This is a genomic window from Streptomyces sp. HUAS MG56, assembly GCF_058673395.1.
On record NZ_CM178722.1, the window covers coordinates 3,477,123 to 3,494,165 of the forward strand.

Annotated in this window: 14 protein-coding genes and 1 tRNA gene; 10 read left to right on the forward strand and 5 right to left on the reverse strand. The window is 70.7% G+C overall.

The features are described 5' to 3' along the window. Positions 1 to 62: 62 nt before the first annotated feature. From AC4OXY_RS16555 to AC4OXY_RS16595, 9 genes are all read left to right on the forward strand, one after another. Positions 63 to 2,375 (forward strand): FdhF/YdeP family oxidoreductase, encoded by a 2,313-nt coding sequence (locus AC4OXY_RS16555; RefSeq protein ID WP_491994139.1) that lies wholly within the window; start codon positions 63 to 65, stop codon positions 2,373 to 2,375. A 62-nt stretch (positions 2,376 to 2,437) separates the two neighbouring features. Continuing rightward, positions 2,438 to 2,929 carry a PaaI family thioesterase gene (locus AC4OXY_RS16560; RefSeq protein ID WP_356021186.1) on the forward strand — a complete coding sequence of 164 codons (492 nt, stop codon included), beginning with the start codon at positions 2,438 to 2,440 and terminating at the stop codon, positions 2,927 to 2,929. 53 nt (positions 2,930 to 2,982) lie between these two features. Continuing rightward, positions 2,983 to 3,453, forward strand: coding sequence for a hypothetical protein (locus AC4OXY_RS16565; protein WP_491994140.1), 471 nt, complete (start codon positions 2,983 to 2,985; stop codon positions 3,451 to 3,453). Positions 3,454 to 3,818: 365 nt separating this feature from the next. Continuing rightward, positions 3,819 to 4,112: a hypothetical protein gene (locus AC4OXY_RS16570; RefSeq protein WP_376290726.1), complete on the forward strand. Its 294-nt coding sequence runs from the start codon at positions 3,819 to 3,821 to the stop codon at positions 4,110 to 4,112. Positions 4,113 to 4,397: 285 nt separating this feature from the next. Beyond that, on the forward strand, positions 4,398 to 5,636 hold the full coding sequence (locus tag AC4OXY_RS16575) for a branched-chain amino acid ABC transporter substrate-binding protein (protein WP_356021181.1): 1,239 nt from the start codon (positions 4,398 to 4,400) through the stop codon (positions 5,634 to 5,636). A gap of 112 nt (positions 5,637 to 5,748) precedes the next feature. Next, the gene (locus AC4OXY_RS16580) at positions 5,749 to 6,681 is read left to right on the forward strand and encodes a branched-chain amino acid ABC transporter permease (RefSeq protein WP_356021179.1); all 933 of its coding nucleotides are present in this window, start codon (positions 5,749 to 5,751) and stop codon (positions 6,679 to 6,681) included. A 5-nt stretch (positions 6,682 to 6,686) separates the two neighbouring features. Beyond that, positions 6,687 to 8,537, forward strand: coding sequence for a branched-chain amino acid ABC transporter permease (locus AC4OXY_RS16585; protein WP_356021177.1), 1,851 nt, complete (start codon positions 6,687 to 6,689; stop codon positions 8,535 to 8,537). Positions 8,538 to 8,542: 5 nt separating this feature from the next. Then, positions 8,543 to 9,508 (forward strand): ABC transporter ATP-binding protein, encoded by a 966-nt coding sequence (locus AC4OXY_RS16590; RefSeq protein WP_356021175.1) that lies wholly within the window; start codon positions 8,543 to 8,545, stop codon positions 9,506 to 9,508. After that, on the forward strand, positions 9,505 to 10,221 hold the full coding sequence (locus AC4OXY_RS16595; protein ID WP_356021174.1) for an ABC transporter ATP-binding protein: 717 nt from the start codon (positions 9,505 to 9,507) through the stop codon (positions 10,219 to 10,221). Before AC4OXY_RS16590 ends, AC4OXY_RS16595 begins: the two co-directional genes overlap by 4 nt. 76 nt (positions 10,222 to 10,297) lie before the next feature. Here AC4OXY_RS16595 and AC4OXY_RS16600 read toward each other — a convergent pair whose 3' ends face one another. Further along, positions 10,298 to 10,954, reverse strand: coding sequence for an ANTAR domain-containing response regulator (locus AC4OXY_RS16600; protein WP_356021172.1), 657 nt, complete (start codon positions 10,952 to 10,954; stop codon positions 10,298 to 10,300). A gap of 100 nt (positions 10,955 to 11,054) precedes the next feature. Here AC4OXY_RS16600 and AC4OXY_RS16605 point away from each other — a divergent pair. Further along, a tRNA-Leu gene (locus AC4OXY_RS16605) sits at positions 11,055 to 11,129 on the forward strand. Positions 11,130 to 11,209: 80 nt separating this feature from the next. On the opposite strand, the gene pyk is transcribed toward AC4OXY_RS16605, so the two are convergent. The 4 genes from pyk to AC4OXY_RS16625 form a co-directional block, all read right to left on the reverse strand. Then, positions 11,210 to 12,646, reverse strand: a complete 1,437-nt coding sequence (gene pyk / locus AC4OXY_RS16610) for a pyruvate kinase (RefSeq protein WP_356021169.1) — start codon at positions 12,644 to 12,646, stop codon at positions 11,210 to 11,212. Between the two features lie 158 nt (positions 12,647 to 12,804). Further along, the gene (locus AC4OXY_RS16615; RefSeq protein WP_356021167.1) at positions 12,805 to 13,929 is read right to left on the reverse strand and encodes a GDSL-type esterase/lipase family protein; all 1,125 of its coding nucleotides are present in this window, start codon (positions 13,927 to 13,929) and stop codon (positions 12,805 to 12,807) included. A 51-nt stretch (positions 13,930 to 13,980) separates the two neighbouring features. Beyond that, positions 13,981 to 15,396, reverse strand: coding sequence for a lysine N(6)-hydroxylase/L-ornithine N(5)-oxygenase family protein (locus AC4OXY_RS16620; RefSeq protein WP_491994141.1), 1,416 nt, complete (start codon positions 15,394 to 15,396; stop codon positions 13,981 to 13,983). Further along, positions 15,393 to 16,826, reverse strand: a complete 1,434-nt coding sequence (locus AC4OXY_RS16625) for a pyridoxal phosphate-dependent decarboxylase family protein (RefSeq protein WP_491994142.1) — start codon at positions 16,824 to 16,826, stop codon at positions 15,393 to 15,395. Before AC4OXY_RS16625 ends, AC4OXY_RS16620 begins: the two co-directional genes overlap by 4 nt. Positions 16,827 to 17,043 lie beyond the last annotated feature (217 nt).

The following is a 17,043-nucleotide window of genomic DNA, read 5'->3' on the forward strand; positions in this document are numbered from 1 at the left end:
TGTCGGTGGGCCGTGGGAGGATCGGCGACGCACACGCACACGCAGTCGGAGGGGAGCGGGCGATGGCGACGAAGCCGCCCAAGGGTGATCCGGTCCAGGACGCGCCGCAGGTCGAGGAGCCGAAGCACGCGGCCGCGGGGCTGCCGGCCATCGGCCACACCCTGCGCATCGCCCAGCGGCAGATGGGCGTGCGGCGCACGGCGCTGACGCTCCTGCGGGTGAACCAGAAGGACGGCTTCGACTGCCCGGGCTGCGCCTGGCCGGAGCCGGACCACCGGCACGCGGCGGAGTTCTGCGAGAACGGCGCGAAGGCGGTCGCCGAGGAGGCCACCCTGCGCCGGGTCACGCCGGAGTTCTTCGCCGCGCACCCCGTGTCGGACCTGACCGGCCGCAGCGGCTACTGGCTGGGCCAGCAGGGGCGGCTCACGCACCCCATGTACCTGCCCGAGGGCGGCACGCACTACGAGCCGGTCACCTGGGAGCGCGCCTTCGACATCGTCGCCGAGGACATCGCGGCCCTCGCCTCCCCCGACGAGGCCGTCTTCTACACCTCGGGCCGTACCAGCAACGAGGCCGCGTTCCTGTACCAGCTCTTCGCGCGCGAGCTGGGCACCAACAACCTGCCGGACTGCTCCAACATGTGTCACGAGTCGTCCGGTTCGGCGCTCTCGGAGACCATCGGCATCGGCAAGGGCAGCGTCCTGCTGGAGGACCTCCACCAGGCCGACCTGATCATCGTCGCGGGCCAGAACCCGGGCACGAACCATCCCCGGATGCTCTCCGCGCTGGAGAAGGCCAAGGCGAACGGCGCGAAGATCATCAGCGTCAACCCGCTGCCCGAGGCCGGCCTGGCGCGGTTCAAGAACCCGCAGACCCCGCAGGGCCTGCTGAAGGGCGCCGCCCTCACCGACCTGTTCCTGCAGATCCGCATCGGCGGCGACCAGGCGCTCTTCCGGCTCCTGAACAAGCTGATCCTGGAGACGGAGGGCGCGGTCGACGAGGAGTTCGTCCGCGAACACACCCACGGCTTCGCGGAGTTCGCCGAGGCCGCCCGGGCCGCCGACTGGGACGAGACTCTGGCGGCGACGGGCCTCACGCGCGCGGAGATCGAGCGGGCCCTTTCCATGGCCCTCGCCTCGAAGCGCACCATCGTCTGCTGGGCCATGGGCCTCACCCAGCACAAGCACGCGGTCCCGACCATCCGCGAGGTGGTCAACTTCCTGCTGCTGCGCGGCAACATCGGCCGCCCGGGCGCGGGCGTGTGCCCGGTGCGCGGCCACTCCAACGTGCAGGGCGACCGCACGATGGGCATCTTCGAGCGGCCCGCCCCGGCGTTCCTGGACGCGCTGGAGAAGGAGTTCGGGTTCGCGCCGCCGCGCGCGCACGGCTTCGACGTCGTACGGGCCATCCGCGCGCTGCGCGACGGGGAGGCGAAGGTGTTCTTCGCCATGGGCGGCAACTTCGTCTCCGCCTCCCCGGACACCGAGGTGACCGAGGCCGCGATGCGGCGCGCACGGCTGACGGTGCACGTGTCGACCAAGCTCAACCGCTCGCACGTGGTCACCGGCGCGCGGGCGCTGATCCTGCCCACGCTGGGCCGCACCGAGCGGGATCTCCAGGCCGCCGGCGAGCAGTTCGTGACCGTCGAGGACTCGATGGGCATGGTGCACGCCTCGCGCGGGCGGCTCGCGCCCGCGAGCCCGCTGCTGCGCTCCGAGCCCGCGATCATCTGCGGCCTCGCCCGCCGGGTGCTCGGCGGGCACAGCGTGGTGCCGTGGGAGGACTTCGCGAAGGACTACGCGACGATCCGTGACCGCATCGCGCGCGTGGTCCCCGGTTTCCAGGACTTCAACACGCGCGTGGCCCGGCCGGGCGGTTTCACGCTGCCGCACGCCCCGCGCGACGAGCGCCGCTTCCCGACCGCCACGGGCAGGGCGAACTTCACGGCGGCGCCGGTGGAGTACCCCGAACTGCCCGAGGGCCGGCTGCTGTTGCAGACCCTGCGCTCGCACGACCAGTACAACACCACGATCTACGGCCTCGACGACCGCTACCGGGGTATCAGGGGCGGCCGCCGGGTGGTGCTGGTGCACCCCGAGGACGCGCGGGCGCTCGGCTTCGCCGAGGGGGCGTACGTCGACCTGGTCAGCGAGTGGAGGGACGGCGTGGAGCGGCGGGCACCCGGCTTCCGCGTCGTGCACTACCCGACGACGCGGGGCTGCGCGGCGGCCTACTACCCCGAGACGAACGTCCTGGTCCCGCTCGACGCCACCGCCGACACCAGCAACACTCCGGCCAGCAAGTCCGTCGTCGTACGTCTCGAAGATCACACCGGTGCGCCGGCGGGTCGTCTGGAACAATCGGCGACCGACTGAGCGTTTGCTCAGCGAGCAGACAGCTGTGAGCGGACAGCTGGCCGACGAACGGAGCCGGGATCATGGGTGAGCAGCAGCGAGTGAAGTTCCCGCAGGAGGTCATCGACGAGTACGCGGCGCTCGGTGTCGACCTGCCCGCCCTGTTCTCGGCAGGACACCTGGGCACACGGATGGGCGTGCAGATCCTGGAGGCCTCGGCGGACAGGGTCGTGGGGACCATGCCGGTGGAGGGCAACACCCAGCCGTACGGACTGCTGCACGGCGGCGCCTCCGCGGTGCTGGCGGAAACCCTGGGCTCGGTCGGCTCCATGCTGCACGGCGGCAGCTCGAAGATCGCGGTCGGCGTCGACCTGAACTGCACGCATCACCGCGGGGTGCGCTCGGGCCTGGTGACCGGTGTGGCCACGCCCGTGCACCGGGGCCGGTCGACGGCGACGTACGAGATCGTGATCAGCGACGAGGAGGGCCGCCGGGTGTGCAGTGCCCGGCTGACCTGCCTCCTGCGGGACGCGCGGCCGGGCGACGCGGCACAGGTGCCGCCCACCGCGGGCTGAGCGTCTCTCGCCGGGGCGTTGCCCCGCGCCGTCCCGCCCCTTAGCTTCAGGGCATGGGACGGCGAGGGGACCCCCGGCCGGGGGTGAGGTTCCCGCTGCTCGGGCCGGTGCTGCCCGCGCTGCTGGTGCTGCTCGCCACGGCCTGCCACGGAACCGGCGGCACCGGACGCCACACATCCGCGCAGCACACCTCCTCACAGCACGCCCCCTCGCAACACGCCTCCGCGCACCCCACGGGCTCCGATTCACCCTCCCCCGGCCCCACTTCCCCCGCCGGCCTGTGCACCCGCCTGGTCTCCCACTGGTCGCGCGCGGTGCTGGACGGCACCACCTACGGCGACTACCAGTCGATGGGGCTGTCCAACGGGCAGTACGAGATCCTGCGTGAAGTCGTGGACGGGGCACGGGTGGTGAAACGGCGTCAAGGAGCCGCTGCGGCAGACACGTTGATCGACCGTCGGGCGCGGCAGGCCTGCGCCGACCGCTACCGGTACGGCGCACCGAGCGAAAGCCCCTGGCAGTGAACGCCATCGGCCCCCTGGAGCCCGGCGAGGGCACGCGCGCGTGGGACACCGTGGAACCGGCCGGCCCGGCTCCCGGTCCCGCGAGCCGGATCCGCAGGGCCGCGGCGGCCCGGTACGACCGCCACCGCCGCGCCGTCCTCGCCCTCGCCGCGGCCGCCGTACTCCTGGGCGGTGGCGGCTACCTCTACGCCACCCGGCCCCGGCAGGCTGCGTCTCCCCCGCCGCCTCCTACGCCGTATCCCGCTCAGATGGTGGACATGTTCTACGCGGGCGGCCGGCCCACTCCGCCCGGCGCACCGCCCCGCAGTTTCAGCTTCGCAGTGCTACTGAGAGTGGAGTCCGGACCCTCGGTCACCGTGGCCCGGGTGACCCAGCCCTACGCGGGCCTGTCGCTGGTGACGACCCCGCGAACCCCCTTTGCCGCCAAGGAAAGTTCCGAGCGCAAGATCACGATAACGATGCACGTGACGGAATGCGGAAAAGTGCCCAAGGACGCCGGACTCCCTTTCCTGGACGTAACCCTGCGTAATGTGCGCGCAATACAGATTCAGAGCTTCATCCTCGGTTCGCAGTATGCGCACCACCTCTCCCAGGCGTTGAAAGCCGCCTGCGACAGCAAGATCACGTCATCACCAAAACCCCCGAGACGCCTGAATTGATCATGGTAATTCCTGCGGGTTCTCATCATCCGGACGGGGCGAACCGGACGGAATTCCGACCTTCCGCCCAGCGCGTACCGCTCTGCATTACGTCGTGTCATAACAAGAGAGTCACAGCCTCGGACAGGTACTCCTCCACGTTCCCTGCACACGCCTAGAGTCACCGCCAGTCACCGCGCCCGTCGGATTACCGCTTCGACTCGCCTTCTGGGCTTGTCATGTCGTTCAGGCGCGCGGCTCGGCCGTCTCCATGGGGAGGCGGTCGTCCTGGGGAAAGGACTGATCGTGCGTCAACGTTCGCTCATCGCCATCACCGCCGCGCTGGCAGCGGGAGCACTCACCCTCACCGCCTGCGGCTCGCGCGACAGCGGCGGCGACAAGGGTTCCGACTCCGGAAAGGGCGGTACCACCGTCACCATCGGCGTCGACGCCCCGCTGACCGGCGACCTGTCCGCGCTCGGCCTGGGTATCAAGAACTCCGTGGACCTCGCGGTCAAGACGGCCAACAAGCAGAACCTCGTCAAGGGCGTCACCTTCGCGATCTCGGCCAAGGACGACCAGGCACAGCCCTCCTCCGGCCAGCAGAACGCCACCGCGTTCGTCGGTGACAACTCCGTCCTCGGCGTCGTCGGCCCGCTCAACTCCTCGGTCGCGCAGTCGATGCAGAAGGTCTTCGACGACAACAAGCTGGTGGAGGTCTCGCCCGCCAACACCAGCCCGGACCTGACCCAGGGCACCAACTGGCAGCAGACCAAGGCGCGTCCGTACAAGTCGTACTTCCGCACGGCGACCACGGACGCCGTCCAGGGCCCGTTCGCCGCCCAGTACATCTTCAACAAGGCCAAGAAGAGCAAGGTCTTCGTCATCGACGACAAGAAGACCTACGGCGCCGGTCTCGCCAAGACCTTCACCGAGGAGTTCACGAAGCTCGGCGGCAAGGTGGTCGGCACCGAGCACATCAACCCCGACACCAAGGACTTCTCCGCGGTCGCCACCAAGGTCAAGAGCTCCGGCGCCGAGGTGGTCTACTACGGCGGCGAGTACCCGCAGGCCGGTCCGCTCAGCAAGCAGATCAAGTCCGCCGGCGCCAACATCCCGCTGATCGGCGGCGACGGCATCTACGACCCGACCTTCATCAAGCTGGCCGGCTCCGCCGCCACCGGCGACTTCGCCACCTCGGTCGGCGCGCCGGTCGAGACGCTGGCCTCCGCCAAGCAGTTCGTCGCCGACTACAAGGCGGGGGGCTACAAGGAGGACTACGCGGCCTACGGCGGCTACTCCTACGACTCGGCCTGGTCGATCATCGAGGCCGTGAAGAAGGTCGTCGACGACAACGGCGGCAAGCTTCCGTCCGACGCCCGCGCGAAGGTGACCGCCGCGGTGCAGAACGTGTCCTTCGACGGCGTGACCGGAAAGGTCTCCTTCGACCAGTACGGTGACGCGACCAACAAGCAGCTCACCGTCTACTCCGTGACGGGCGGCGCCTGGAAGGCAGTGGAGTCCGGCACCTACAACGGCGGCTGACCCCGCCCACCCGCACCGACCGAGCCGCGCGGGGCGCTGTTCCACTGGCGCCCCGCGCGGTCTCGCATCCGGCTCCATCCGTCGAACGTCCGAACATCTCGGAGGACATGCGGTGAACGAACTGCCGCAGCAGCTGGTCAACGGCCTGCTACTTGGATCCATGTACGGGCTGGTCGCCATCGGCTACACCATGGTCTACGGCATCGTCCAGCTCATCAACTTCGCCCACGGCGAGATCTTCATGACCGGCGCGTTCGGCGCGCTCACGGTCTACGTCTACATCCTTCCCGACGGCACCTCGATGTGGGTGGCCCTGCCGCTGATGCTGATCGGCGCCGTCCTGGTCTCCGTCACCGTCGCCGTCGGGGCGGAACGGTTCGCCTACCGCCCGCTGCGCACCGCGCCGCGCCTCGCACCCCTCATCACCGCCATCGGTCTGTCCCTGGCGCTCCAGCAGGCGGTGTGGGCCTGGTACCCGCAGGCGAAGTCCGCCCGCACGTTCCCCACCATTCCGGGCGGCCCCTTCGACATAGGCAACGTCACGATCCAGACCGGTGACATCTTCCTGGTGGTCGCGGCCCCGCTCAGCATGGCGTTCCTCGCCTACTTCGTGATGCGCACCCGTACCGGCCGCGGCATGCAGGCCACCGCCCAGGATCCGGACACCGCACGGCTGATGGGCGTCAACACCGACCGCATCATCGTGATCGCGTTCGCCCTCGGCGCCGCCTTCGCGGCCGTCGGAGGCGTGGCCTACGGCCTCAAGTACGGCCAGATCGACTTCAAGATGGGCTTCCTCCTCGGACTCAAGGCCTTCACCGCGGCCGTCCTCGGCGGCATCGGCAACATCTACGGCGCCATGCTCGGCGGCCTCGTCCTCGGTGTGGCCGAGGCCCTGTCCACCGCCTACATCGCGGACATCCCCGGAATGGCCAAGTTCGGCAGCCAGTCCTGGGCAGACGTCTGGGCGTTCGTACTCCTCATCCTCGTGCTGCTGTTCAGGCCACAGGGCCTGCTCGGCGAGCGCGTCGCGGACAGGGCGTGACAGCGATGACCACACAGACCACACCGTCCGAGTCCCCCGAGTCCCCCGGGACCCCGGAGACTTCGAGCACCCCTGCCGCCGCCCGCACCGGCCTCGTCGGCCTTCCGGCGTCGCTCGGCCGGGCCCTCGCCACCGGCGGCGGCGTCCTCACCATCGCGTCCACCTTCCTGTCCTGGACCTGGACCACCGACTTCCCCGGCGACCTCACCGTCTACGGCTACCCGGGCGGCCTCCAGGTCCTCGTCCTGATCGGCGGCGTCCTCACCACCCTGTTCGGCCTCGCCTCCTACGGCGTCAGAGGCCTTCGCGCACTGGCGCCCGGCAGCGCCGACGCCGCGCTGAAGATGGCCGCGCTCGGCACCTTCGGCGCGGCCTGGTACACCGTCATCGCCATCAGCGTGGAACTCGGCGGCCTGGTCAACCTGGACCCGGGCGGCGTCGTCGTCGCGATCACCACGCTCGTCGCCCTGATCGGCGCGCTGGCCCTGCCGTTCACACGGCCGGAGCCGGACCCGGTCGACCCCGACGACACCGGCTGGGAGCTGTTCCGGCACAACGCCCGCCGGCGCTGGAGCACGTTCCGCGCGGCGTTCGCCGCCGAAACCCCGGCCCCGGCGCGCCCGTTGCCCTCCTGGGCCGAGATCCTCGTCATCGTCGCCGTCATGGCCGTGGGTCTGACCGTCTTCAGCTACGGCGTCGGCACGGCGTACGACGAGCTGTTCGTCGGCTTCCTGATCACCGCCGGCTTCGGTTTCGCCGCGGTCTCCAAGGCCGGGCTCGTGGCCCGTGTCTCGGCGATCACCGCGAAGCACCGGAACATCACCATGATCGGCGCCTTCGTCGCCGCCGCGGCCTTCCCGTTCACCCAGACCAGCGACCAGTACGCGACGATCGGCGTCTACATCCTCATCTTCGCGACCGTCGCGCTGGGCCTGAACATCGTCGTCGGCCTCGCCGGCCTCCTCGACCTCGGTTACGTCGCCTTCCTCGGTGTCGGCGCCTACACCGCGGCCCTGGTCTCCGGTTCGCCGTCCTCGCCGCTGCACGTGCACTGGCCGTTCTGGGCCTCGGCGCTGCTCGGCGCGGTCGTGGCCATGGTCTTCGGCGTCATCATCGGCGCCCCGACCCTGCGGCTGCGCGGCGACTACCTGGCCATCGTGACGCTCGGCTTCGGTGAGATCTTCCGGATCACCGTCCTCAACATGGACGGCACCTCGGGCCCGGACGTCACCAACGGCTCCAACGGCATCTCCTCGATCCCGAACCTGAACATCCTCGGCTTCGACTTCGGCGCGCAGCACCAGATCCTCGGCACCACCATCGGCCGGTTCGCCAACTACCTGCTGCTGATGCTGATCATCACGCTCGTGGTGGTCGTGGTGTTCCGGCGCAGCAGCGACTCCCGGATCGGCCGCGCCTGGGTCGCCATCCGCGAGGACGAGACCGCCGCGCTCGCCATGGGCATCAACGGCTTCCGGGTCAAGCTCATCGCCTTCGCGCTCGGTGCCTGCCTGGCGGGGCTCTCCGGCTCCGTCCAGGGCCACGTCACCTACACGGTGACCCCGGAGCAGTACCAGTTCGCCTACGCCGTGCCGCCCAACTCGGCCTTCCTGCTGGCCGCGGTGGTCCTCGGCGGCATGGGCACCATCTCCGGTCCGCTGGTCGGCGCGTCCCTGCTGTACCTGATCCCGGCCAAGCTCCAGTTCCTGGGCGACTACCAGCTCTTCGCGTTCGGCGTCACCCTCATCCTGCTGATGCGCTTCCGCCCGGAAGGGCTCATCCCGAACCGGCGCCGCCAGCTGGAGTTCCACGAAGAGTCCGAGACGCCCGCCGTCCTCAGCAAGGCAGGGGCCTGACCACGATGACCACCGACACCACCACGAAGGACACCGCCCCCGGCGCACCCGCCCCCGGCCAGGTCGTCCTCGACGCCCGCGGCGTGACCATGCGCTTCGGCGGTCTGACCGCCGTACGCGATGTGGACCTGACCGTCAACAGCGGCGAGATCGTCGGCCTGATCGGCCCCAACGGTGCCGGGAAGACGACCTTCTTCAACTGCCTGACCGGCCTGTACGTGCCCACCGAGGGCGAGGTCCGCTACCGGGGCCAGGTGCTGCCGCCGAAGTCCTTCAAGGTCACCGCGGCCGGCATCGCCCGTACCTTCCAGAACATCCGGCTGTTCGCCAACATGACCGTGCTGGAGAACGTCCTCGTCGGCCGCCACACCCGTACCAAGGAGGGCCTGTGGTCCGCGCTGCTGCGCGGCCCGGGATTCCACCGCGCCGAGGCGGCCTCGCGCGAACGGGCCATGGAACTGCTCCGGTTCGTGGGCCTGGACCGCAAGGCCGAGCACCTCGCCCGCAACCTCCCCTACGGCGAGCAGCGCAAGCTGGAGATCGCCCGCGCCCTGGCCAGCGAGCCCGGTCTGCTGCTGCTCGACGAGCCGACGGCCGGCATGAACCCGCAGGAGACCCGGGCCACCGAGGAACTGGTCTTCGCCATCCGGGACCAGGGCATCGCCGTCCTCGTCATCGAGCACGACATGCGCTTCATCTTCAACCTCTGCGACCGGGTGGCCGTCCTGGTGCAGGGCGAGAAGCTGGTCGAGGGCGACAGCGCGACCGTCCAGGGCGACGAGCGCGTGATCGCGGCCTACCTCGGCGAACCCTTCGAGGACGCGCCCGGCGACGAGGAGGTGGCCGAGGTCGAGGCGGCGGAGGCGGCGGCCGAGACCGGGACTGCTGCGGCGGCCGAGCCCGCGGAAGCGGCCGCGGCGGACTCCGAGAACACGACCGACGCCGCGCCCGGCAAGGAGAACGACCGATGACCGCACTGCTCGAAGTCGAGGACCTGAGGGTCGCCTACGGCAAGATCGAGGCCGTCAAGGGCATCTCGTTCACGGTCGAGGCCGGTCAGGTGGTCACCCTCATCGGCACCAACGGCGCCGGCAAGACCACCACGCTGCGCACGCTCTCCGGGCTGCTGAGGCCGGTCGGCGGCCAGATCCGGTTCAACGGCAAGTCGTTGAAGAAGGTCCCGGCGCATCAGATCGTCGCGCTGGGCCTCGCCCACTCCCCCGAGGGGCGGCACATCTTCCCGCGCATGACGATCGAGGACAATCTGCGCCTCGGCGCGTTCCTGCGCAGCGACAAACCGGGCGTCGAGAAGGACATCCAGCGCGCCTACGACCTGTTCCCCATCCTCGGGGAGCGCAGGAAGCAGGCCGCGGGCACCCTCTCCGGCGGTGAGCAGCAGATGCTGGCGATGGGCAGGGCGCTGATGTCCCAGCCGAAGCTGCTGATGCTGGACGAGCCGTCGATGGGTCTGTCGCCGATCATGATGCAGAAGATCATGGCGACGATCGCCGAGCTGAAGTCCCAGGGCACGACGATCCTGCTGGTCGAACAGAACGCGCAGGCCGCGCTGTCGCTGGCCGACCAGGGGCATGTGATGGAGGTCGGCACGATCGTGCTGTCCGGGACCGGACAGGACCTGCTGCATGACGAGTCGGTGCGCAAGGCCTATCTGGGCGAGGACTGACGAGGACCGACCAGGACGACGGCGAGGCCCGTGCCCTCTTCTCCGGGGCACGGGCCTCGTCGTACGGGCGGTGGGCTCAGCCCTTCTTGCCCGCCTTCTTCTCCTCGCTGTCCGCGATCACCGCCTCCGCGACCTGCTGCATCGACATGCGGCGGTCCATGGAGGTCTTCTGGATCCAGCGGAAGGCGGCCGGCTCGGTCAGGCCGTACTCGGTCTGGAGGATGGACTTCGCGCGGTCGACGAGCTTGCGGGTCTCCAGGCGCTGGGTGAGGTCGGCGACCTCCTGCTCCAGCTGCTTCAGCTCGGTGAAGCGGGAGACGGCCATCTCGATCGCCGGTACGACATCGCTCTTGCTGAACGGCTTGACCAGGTACGCCATGGCACCGGCGTCCCGGGCGCGCTCCACGAGGTCGCGCTGGGAGAAGGCGGTGAGCATGAGGACCGGCGCGATGGACTCCTCGGCGATCTTCTCGGCCGCGGAGATGCCGTCCAGCTTGGGCATCTTCACGTCCAGGATGACCAGGTCCGGCCGGTGCTCGCGGGCCAGCTCGACGGCCTGCTCGCCGTCTCCGGCCTCGCCGACGACCGTGTACCCCTCTTCTTCGAGCATCTCCTTCAGGTCGAGCCGGATCAGGGCCTCGTCCTCGGCGATGACGACGCGGGTCGTCAGCGGAGGCACGTGCGACTTGTCGTCGTCGGGCGCGTCTACGGGCTGGGGCGACTCGGCGGTCACGGGGGCTCCTCGTTCAGGGCACGGGTACTGCTGACAAGAGCCTACCTAGCTACGGTATGGTGGACGCGCGGAGGGTCGGGGGAAACCTTGGATTCTGCGAGCCCCGGTAGCCCAATTGGCAGCAGGCAACGGATTCAAAACCCGTACAGTGTCGGTTCGAGTCCGACCCGGGGCACTTTTCCTTGGATCCCAAGGTCAGTGTAGAAAGACATGCAAGGCCCCTCGACCGAGGGGCCCTTTTCGTGTCACCCGTGACTACTTCGGGCTGTCGTCCTCACCGATGTGGTGGACCCGGACCATGTTGGTCGAGCCGGAGACCCCGGGCGGGGAGCCGGCCGTGATCACCACGACGTCGCCCTTGCGGCAGCGGCCGTACTTCAGGAGCAGCTCGTCCACCTGGTCGACCATGGCGTCCGTGGAGTCGACGTGCGGGCCGAGGAAGGTCTCCGCGCCCCAGGTGAAGCTGAGCTGGGAGCGGGTGGCCGGCTCCGGCGTGAACGCGAGCAGCGGGATCGGCGAGCGGTAGCGGGACAGCCGGCGGGCGGTGTCTCCCGACTGGGTGAACGCGACCAGGAACTTCGCGCCGAGGAAGTCGCCCATCTCGGCGGCGGCCCGGGCGACCGCGCCGCCCTGGGTACGCGGCTTGTTGCTCTCGGTCAGCGGGGGCAGGCCCGCCGCGAGCATGCCCTCCTCGGCGGCCTCCACGATCTTCGCCATGGTGCGCACGGTCTCGACCGGGTACCTGCCGACGCTGGTCTCGCCGGAGAGCATCACCGCGTCCGTGCCGTCGAGGACGGCGTTGGCCACGTCGGAGGCCTCGGCACGGGTCGGGCGGGAGTTCTCGATCATCGAGTCGAGCATCTGGGTGGCCACGATGACCGGCTTGGCGTTGCGCCGGGCGAGCTTGACCGCGCGCTTCTGCACGATCGGCACCTGCTCCAGCGGCATCTCCACGCCCAGGTCGCCGCGCGCGACCATGATCCCGTCGAAGGCGGCGACGATCTCGTCGAGGTTCTCGACGGCCTGCGGCTTCTCGACCTTGGCGATCACGGGGAGGCGGCGGCCCTCCTCGGCCATGATGCGGTGCACGTCCTCGGCGTCCCTCCCGCTGCGCACGAAGGACAGGGCGATGACGTCGACGCCGGCGCGCAGCGCCCAGCGCAGGTCGTCCTCGTCCTTCGCGGAGAGGGCGGGGACGGAGACGGCGACGCCGGGGAGGTTCAGCCCCTTGTGGTCGGAGACCATGCCGCCCTCGACCACCCGGGTGTGCACGCACGCTCCGTCGACGGCCGTGACCTCCAGGCAGACCTTGCCGTCGTCGACGAGGACGCGCTCACCGGGGGTGACGTCGGCGGCGAGGCCGGCGTAGGTGGTGCCGCACCGGTGGCGGTCGCCCGCGACGCCCTCCTCGACGGTGATGGTGAACTCGTCGCCGCGTTCAAGGAGTACGGGGCCTTCACCGAAGTGGCCGAGCCGGATCTTCGGACCTTGAAGGTCGGCGAGAATTCCGACGCTGCGGCCGGTCTCGTCGGCTGCCTTTCGTACGCGCTGATAGCGCTCCTCGTGATCGGCGTGCGTGCCGTGGCTGAGGTTGAGGCGGGCGACGTCCATTCCGGCCTCGACCAGTGCCTTGATCTGGTCGTACGAGTCGGTGGCGGGCCCCAGAGTACAGACGATCTTTGCTCGGCGCATACCTTGAGCCTAGGCCTTACCCGCCGGTAGAGAATCGGCCCCACATGACCACTCAACAACCTTTGAGTAAAGGGCCGTTGACAAGTGTTGAATTGTGCGGTCACTCGCTCCGATGAGCGAATTTCCCTGCGGGGCATCCGGCAGGGCTTCCGGAGCCTTCAGAGCCTCAGCAGGGACAGCTCGGCGGCCTCGGCGATCGCCTTCGCGCCGGCGTCGTTGACGTGCAGGCCGTCACCGCTGTCGAACTCCTCGCGGATCCGGTCGGGTTCGGCCGGGTCCGCGACGGCGGCGGCGACGTCCACGATGCCGTCGAAGGGGTGCTCCTGCCCCAGCAGCCAGGCGTTGACCTCGCGACGGACGGCCTGCCCGGCCTCGCTGTCGTAGCCGTCGTAGACCGTGCCGCGGTACGGGCCGATGGTGGAGCCGACGACGGTCAGCCCGGCGGCGTGCAGCCGGTCGGCGAGGGCCGTGAGCCCGGCGATGAGCGCGTCGGCCGTGGGCGGCTCGCCGGGGTCGGGGAAGGCGATGTGGCCCGGCAGGCCGAGGTCGTTGAGGCCGATGTGGATCAGGACGTGGCTCACGCCCGGCACCGCGAGGACGTCCCGGTCGACGCGGGCGAGGAGGCGCTCGCCGATCTGGTCGGTCAGCAGGCGGTTGCCGGAGATGCCCTGGTTGACGATCCAGCCGTGGGGCAGCCGGCGGCCGAGCTGGGAGGGGAAGCTGTTGTCGAGGCCGGGCGTGGTGGCCGCCCCCTCGATCCAGGAGTCCCCGAAGGCGACCACGATCTTGGTGCCCTCGGGCGCGCGGACGTCGGCGCCGATCCCGAAGTGTCCGGTGGGCACCTCCTCGGCATCCCGCAGGGTCCGCGCGGTCAGCTGGTCGCCGGGGGCCGCCCGGCCGATGTCGTACGGCACCGCGGAGAAGGTCGTCGGGCCGGTGTCACCGGGCAGATAGACGCCGACCGTGAGCACCTGGCCCGCGGTGACGGGCCGCTCGACGGGGTCGGAGACGAGGTCCCCGCCCGCCGGGACGGTGACGGCCCCGGTCCCGTCGAAGGTGAGCGGGGTGTCGATCCCGTCGCCCCGGACGTGCGCGCCGCCGATCTCCAGTGGCTTCTTGCCGTAACGGTTGCTGAGGATGATCCGTACCGCCTCGCCTCCCCCGGCCAGCCGCAGGGTCTGCCGTACGGTCTGATCGGTGAAGCCCCGGCTCTGGAAGAGCGCGAAGTCCTCGTCGGGGTCGATGACGGCGGTGCGGTGGGCGGCGATCCATGTCGTGGTCATGGAAACCGCCAACACCGCCGTCGCTGGGATTCTTCCGGCCTCGCGAGGTTCTCACCTTCCGTCGGCGAGGGGCGTCAGCTGCAGGACGGCCTGCCGGGCCTGCGGCACCCGTGGCAGACCGTCCTGAAGTCCGAAGGTGGTGAAGGCCGTTCGCTCGGCCAGCGGGTAAGGGTTCTTTCCGGTGAGCGAGTTGATGATGGTGGCGCTGCGCCAGGCGGCGAGGCCGAGGTCGGGCGCGCCGACGCCGTGGGTGTGCAGCTCGGCGTTCTGGACGTAGACCGAGCCGGTCACGGACGGGTCGAGGACGAGCCGGAACTCCTCGTCGATGCGCGGGCGTTCGCTGCTGTCGCGGCGCATGTAGGGGTCGAGCCCGGCGAGGATGCGGTCGAGCGGGCGCTCCCGGTAGCCGGTGGCGAGGACGACGGCGCCGGTGGTGAGCCGGGTGCGGGTGCCCTGCTGGAGGTGTTCCAGATGGAGTTCGACCTGGGTGGTCGCGATCCGGCCGGCCGTGCGGACCCGGACGCCGGGGGTGAGGACGGCGTCGGGCCAGCCGCCGTGCAGGGTGCGCCGGTACAGCTCGTCGTGGATGGCGGCGAGGGTGCCCGCGTCGATGCCCTTGTGTAGCTGCCACTGGGCGGCGATCAGCCGGTCGCGGACGGGCTCGGCGAGGGCGTGGAAGTAGCGCGTGTAGTCGGGCGTGAAGTGCTCCAGGCCCAGCTTGGAGTACTCCATCGGCGCGAACGCCTCGCTGCGGCCGATCCAGTGCAGCTGCTCGCAGCCCGCCGGGCGGTGGCGCAGCAGGTCGAGGAAGACCTCGGCGCCGGACTGTCCGGAGCCGACGACGGTGACGTGTTCGGCGGCCAGGACGGCGGCGCGGTGGTCCAGGTAGTCGGCGGCGTGGACGACCGGCACCCCGGGGGCGTCCACCAGCGGCTTGAGCGGGTCGGGCACATGGGGTGCGGTGCCGACTCCGAGGACGATGTTGCGCGTGTACGTACGGCCCAGGGCCTCGGCCTCGCCCTCGGCGCCCACCTGGGCGAAGTCGACCTCGAACACGTCCCGTTCGGGGTTCCAGCGCACCGAGTCGACCTGGTGACGGAAGTGCAGCCCGGGCAGGTTCTGCGCGACCCAGCGGCAGTAGGCGTCGTACTCGGCGCGCTGGATGTGGAAGCGCTCGGCGAAGTAGAAGGGGAAGAGCCGCTCGCGGGACCGCAGGAAGCTCAGGAAGCTCCAGGGGCTGGTGGGGTCGGCGAGGGTCACCAGGTCGGCGAGGAACGGGACTTGGATGGTGGCGCCCTCGATGAGCAGGCCGGGGTGCCAGTCGAAGCCCGGGCGCTGTTCGTAGAACACGGCGTCGAGTTCGGCGAGCGGGTGGGCGAGCGCGGCCAGGGAGAGGTTGCAGGGGCCGATGCCGATGCCGACGAGGTCGCGGGGGGAGGCGGGCTCGTGGCGTGGGGGGTTGCTCATGCGGGGGTGCCTTCTTCTGCGGGTTCCGTCCGACCGGCTTCTGCGGGGTTCACCGGCCGGGTGTGTGTGAGTTCCAGCAGCCGGGTCAGGTCGTCCGGCCGGGTGCGGGGGTTGAGGAAGGTGGCCTTGAGCCAGAGCCGGCCGTCGAGCCGGGCCCGCCCGAGGACGGCCCGGCCCTCGTGCAGCAGCCGGCGGCGTACGGCGGCCACGGCGTCGTCGTCGGCTCCCGCCGGCCGGAACAGCACCGTGCTGATCGCCGGCCGGTCGTACAGCTCGAAGCCGGGGTGCGCGTCGACCAGGGCGGCGAACGCGCGTGCGTGGGCGCAGACCTGGTCGACCAGGGCGCCGAGTCCGGTGCGGCCGAGGGTCTTCAGGGTGACCGCGATCTTGAGGATGTCGGGGCGGCGCGTGGTGCGCAGGGAGCGGCCGAGCAGGTCGGGGAAGCCTGCCTCGGTGTCGTCGTCGGCGTTCAGGTAGTCGGCGCGTTGGTGCAGCGCGGCGAGTTCGGCGGGGCGGGCGAGGGCGAGGAGGCCCGCGGCGACCGGCTGCCAGCCGAGCTTGTGCAGGTCGAGGGTGACGGTCTGGGCGGCTTCGAGTCCGGCGAGTCGGTCCCGGTACCGGTCGCTGAACAGCAGGCCTCCGCCGTAGGCGGCGTCGATGTGCAGCCGGGTGCCGTGGGCGGCGCACAGGCCCGCGATCTCGGGGAGCGGGTCGATGAGGCCGGCGTCGGTGGTGCCGGCGGTGGCGGCGACCAGCAGCGGACCGGGGAGCGTGGTGAGGGCGTCGTCCAGGGCGGCCGGGTCGAGGATGCCGCTCGGCGCGGGGACGACGACCGGATCGGGCAGGCCGAGGAGCCAGGCGGCACGGGCGAGCGAGTGGTGGGCGTTCGTCCCGCAGACCAGCCGGACGCCGGCGCCGTGCGCCTCGCGGGCGAGCAGCAGGGCGAGTTGGTTGGACTCGGTGCCGCCGGTGGTGACCAGGGCGTCGGCGAGCCCGGCCGCGTGGGCGAGCGCGCGGGTGACCGCGGCTTCCAGGACGGAGGCGGCCGGGGCCTGGTCCCAGGAGTCCAGGGACGGGTTGAGCACGCTCGCCGCGAGGTCGGCGGCGGTGGCCACGGCGAGCGGCGGGCAGTGCAGGTGGGCCGCGCACAGCGGGTCGGCGGGGTCGGCGGCACCCTCGGCGAGGGCCTGCACGAGCGTGCGCAGGGCGTCGGGGTCACCGCGTTCCGGCAGCGCGTCCCCGAGCACGTCGGCGACGCGCGCCGCGACCGCCTCGGGTCCCCCGGCGGGCACCGGCCCGCCCCGCGCCCGGGCACCGGCCGCGAGCGCGTCGAGGACGGTGCCGAGCAGGGGGCGCAGGGCTGCGGAGCCGTCGGGTCTCCCGGATCCCGAGGCGAGGGCCGGGGCGGGCAGAGGGTGGTCACCGGGCATCGGCTGTCCTCCGCTTTCGGGCGCTCTCGGGCCGGCCTTCACTTTCCAGCTTGTACGGGAAGTGGCCCGTGTGTCCCGAAATACCGACGATCAGAACCCGAAAGTGGGTACTGCCGTGCGGGGAAAATGCGTTGGGATTATGCCTGCGGAGTCATGCCCGCCCGCGCGTTGAGGCGGAGGGCGCGGCCGACGTTGCCGGCCGCTCCCGTCACTACGA

Coding starts and splice junctions, on each gene's coding strand:
- AC4OXY_RS16615 (WP_356021167.1), bottom strand. CDS start 13,929: ATGACCACGACATGGATCGCCGCCCACCGCACCGCCGTCATCGACCCC.
- AC4OXY_RS16595 (WP_356021174.1), top strand. CDS start 9,505: ATGACCGCACTGCTCGAAGTCGAGGACCTGAGGGTCGCCTACGGCAAG.
- pyk (WP_356021169.1), bottom strand. CDS start 12,646: ATGCGCCGAGCAAAGATCGTCTGTACTCTGGGGCCCGCCACCGACTCG.
- AC4OXY_RS16555 (WP_491994139.1), top strand. CDS start 63: ATGGCGACGAAGCCGCCCAAGGGTGATCCGGTCCAGGACGCGCCGCAG.
- AC4OXY_RS16565 (WP_491994140.1), top strand. CDS start 2,983: ATGGGACGGCGAGGGGACCCCCGGCCGGGGGTGAGGTTCCCGCTGCTC.
- AC4OXY_RS16620 (WP_491994141.1), bottom strand. CDS start 15,396: ATGAGCAACCCCCCACGCCACGAGCCCGCCTCCCCCCGCGACCTCGTC.
- AC4OXY_RS16585 (WP_356021177.1), top strand. CDS start 6,687: ATGACCACACAGACCACACCGTCCGAGTCCCCCGAGTCCCCCGGGACC.
- AC4OXY_RS16590 (WP_356021175.1), top strand. CDS start 8,543: ATGACCACCGACACCACCACGAAGGACACCGCCCCCGGCGCACCCGCC.
- AC4OXY_RS16625 (WP_491994142.1), bottom strand. CDS start 16,826: ATGCCCGGTGACCACCCTCTGCCCGCCCCGGCCCTCGCCTCGGGATCC.
- AC4OXY_RS16560 (WP_356021186.1), top strand. CDS start 2,438: ATGGGTGAGCAGCAGCGAGTGAAGTTCCCGCAGGAGGTCATCGACGAG.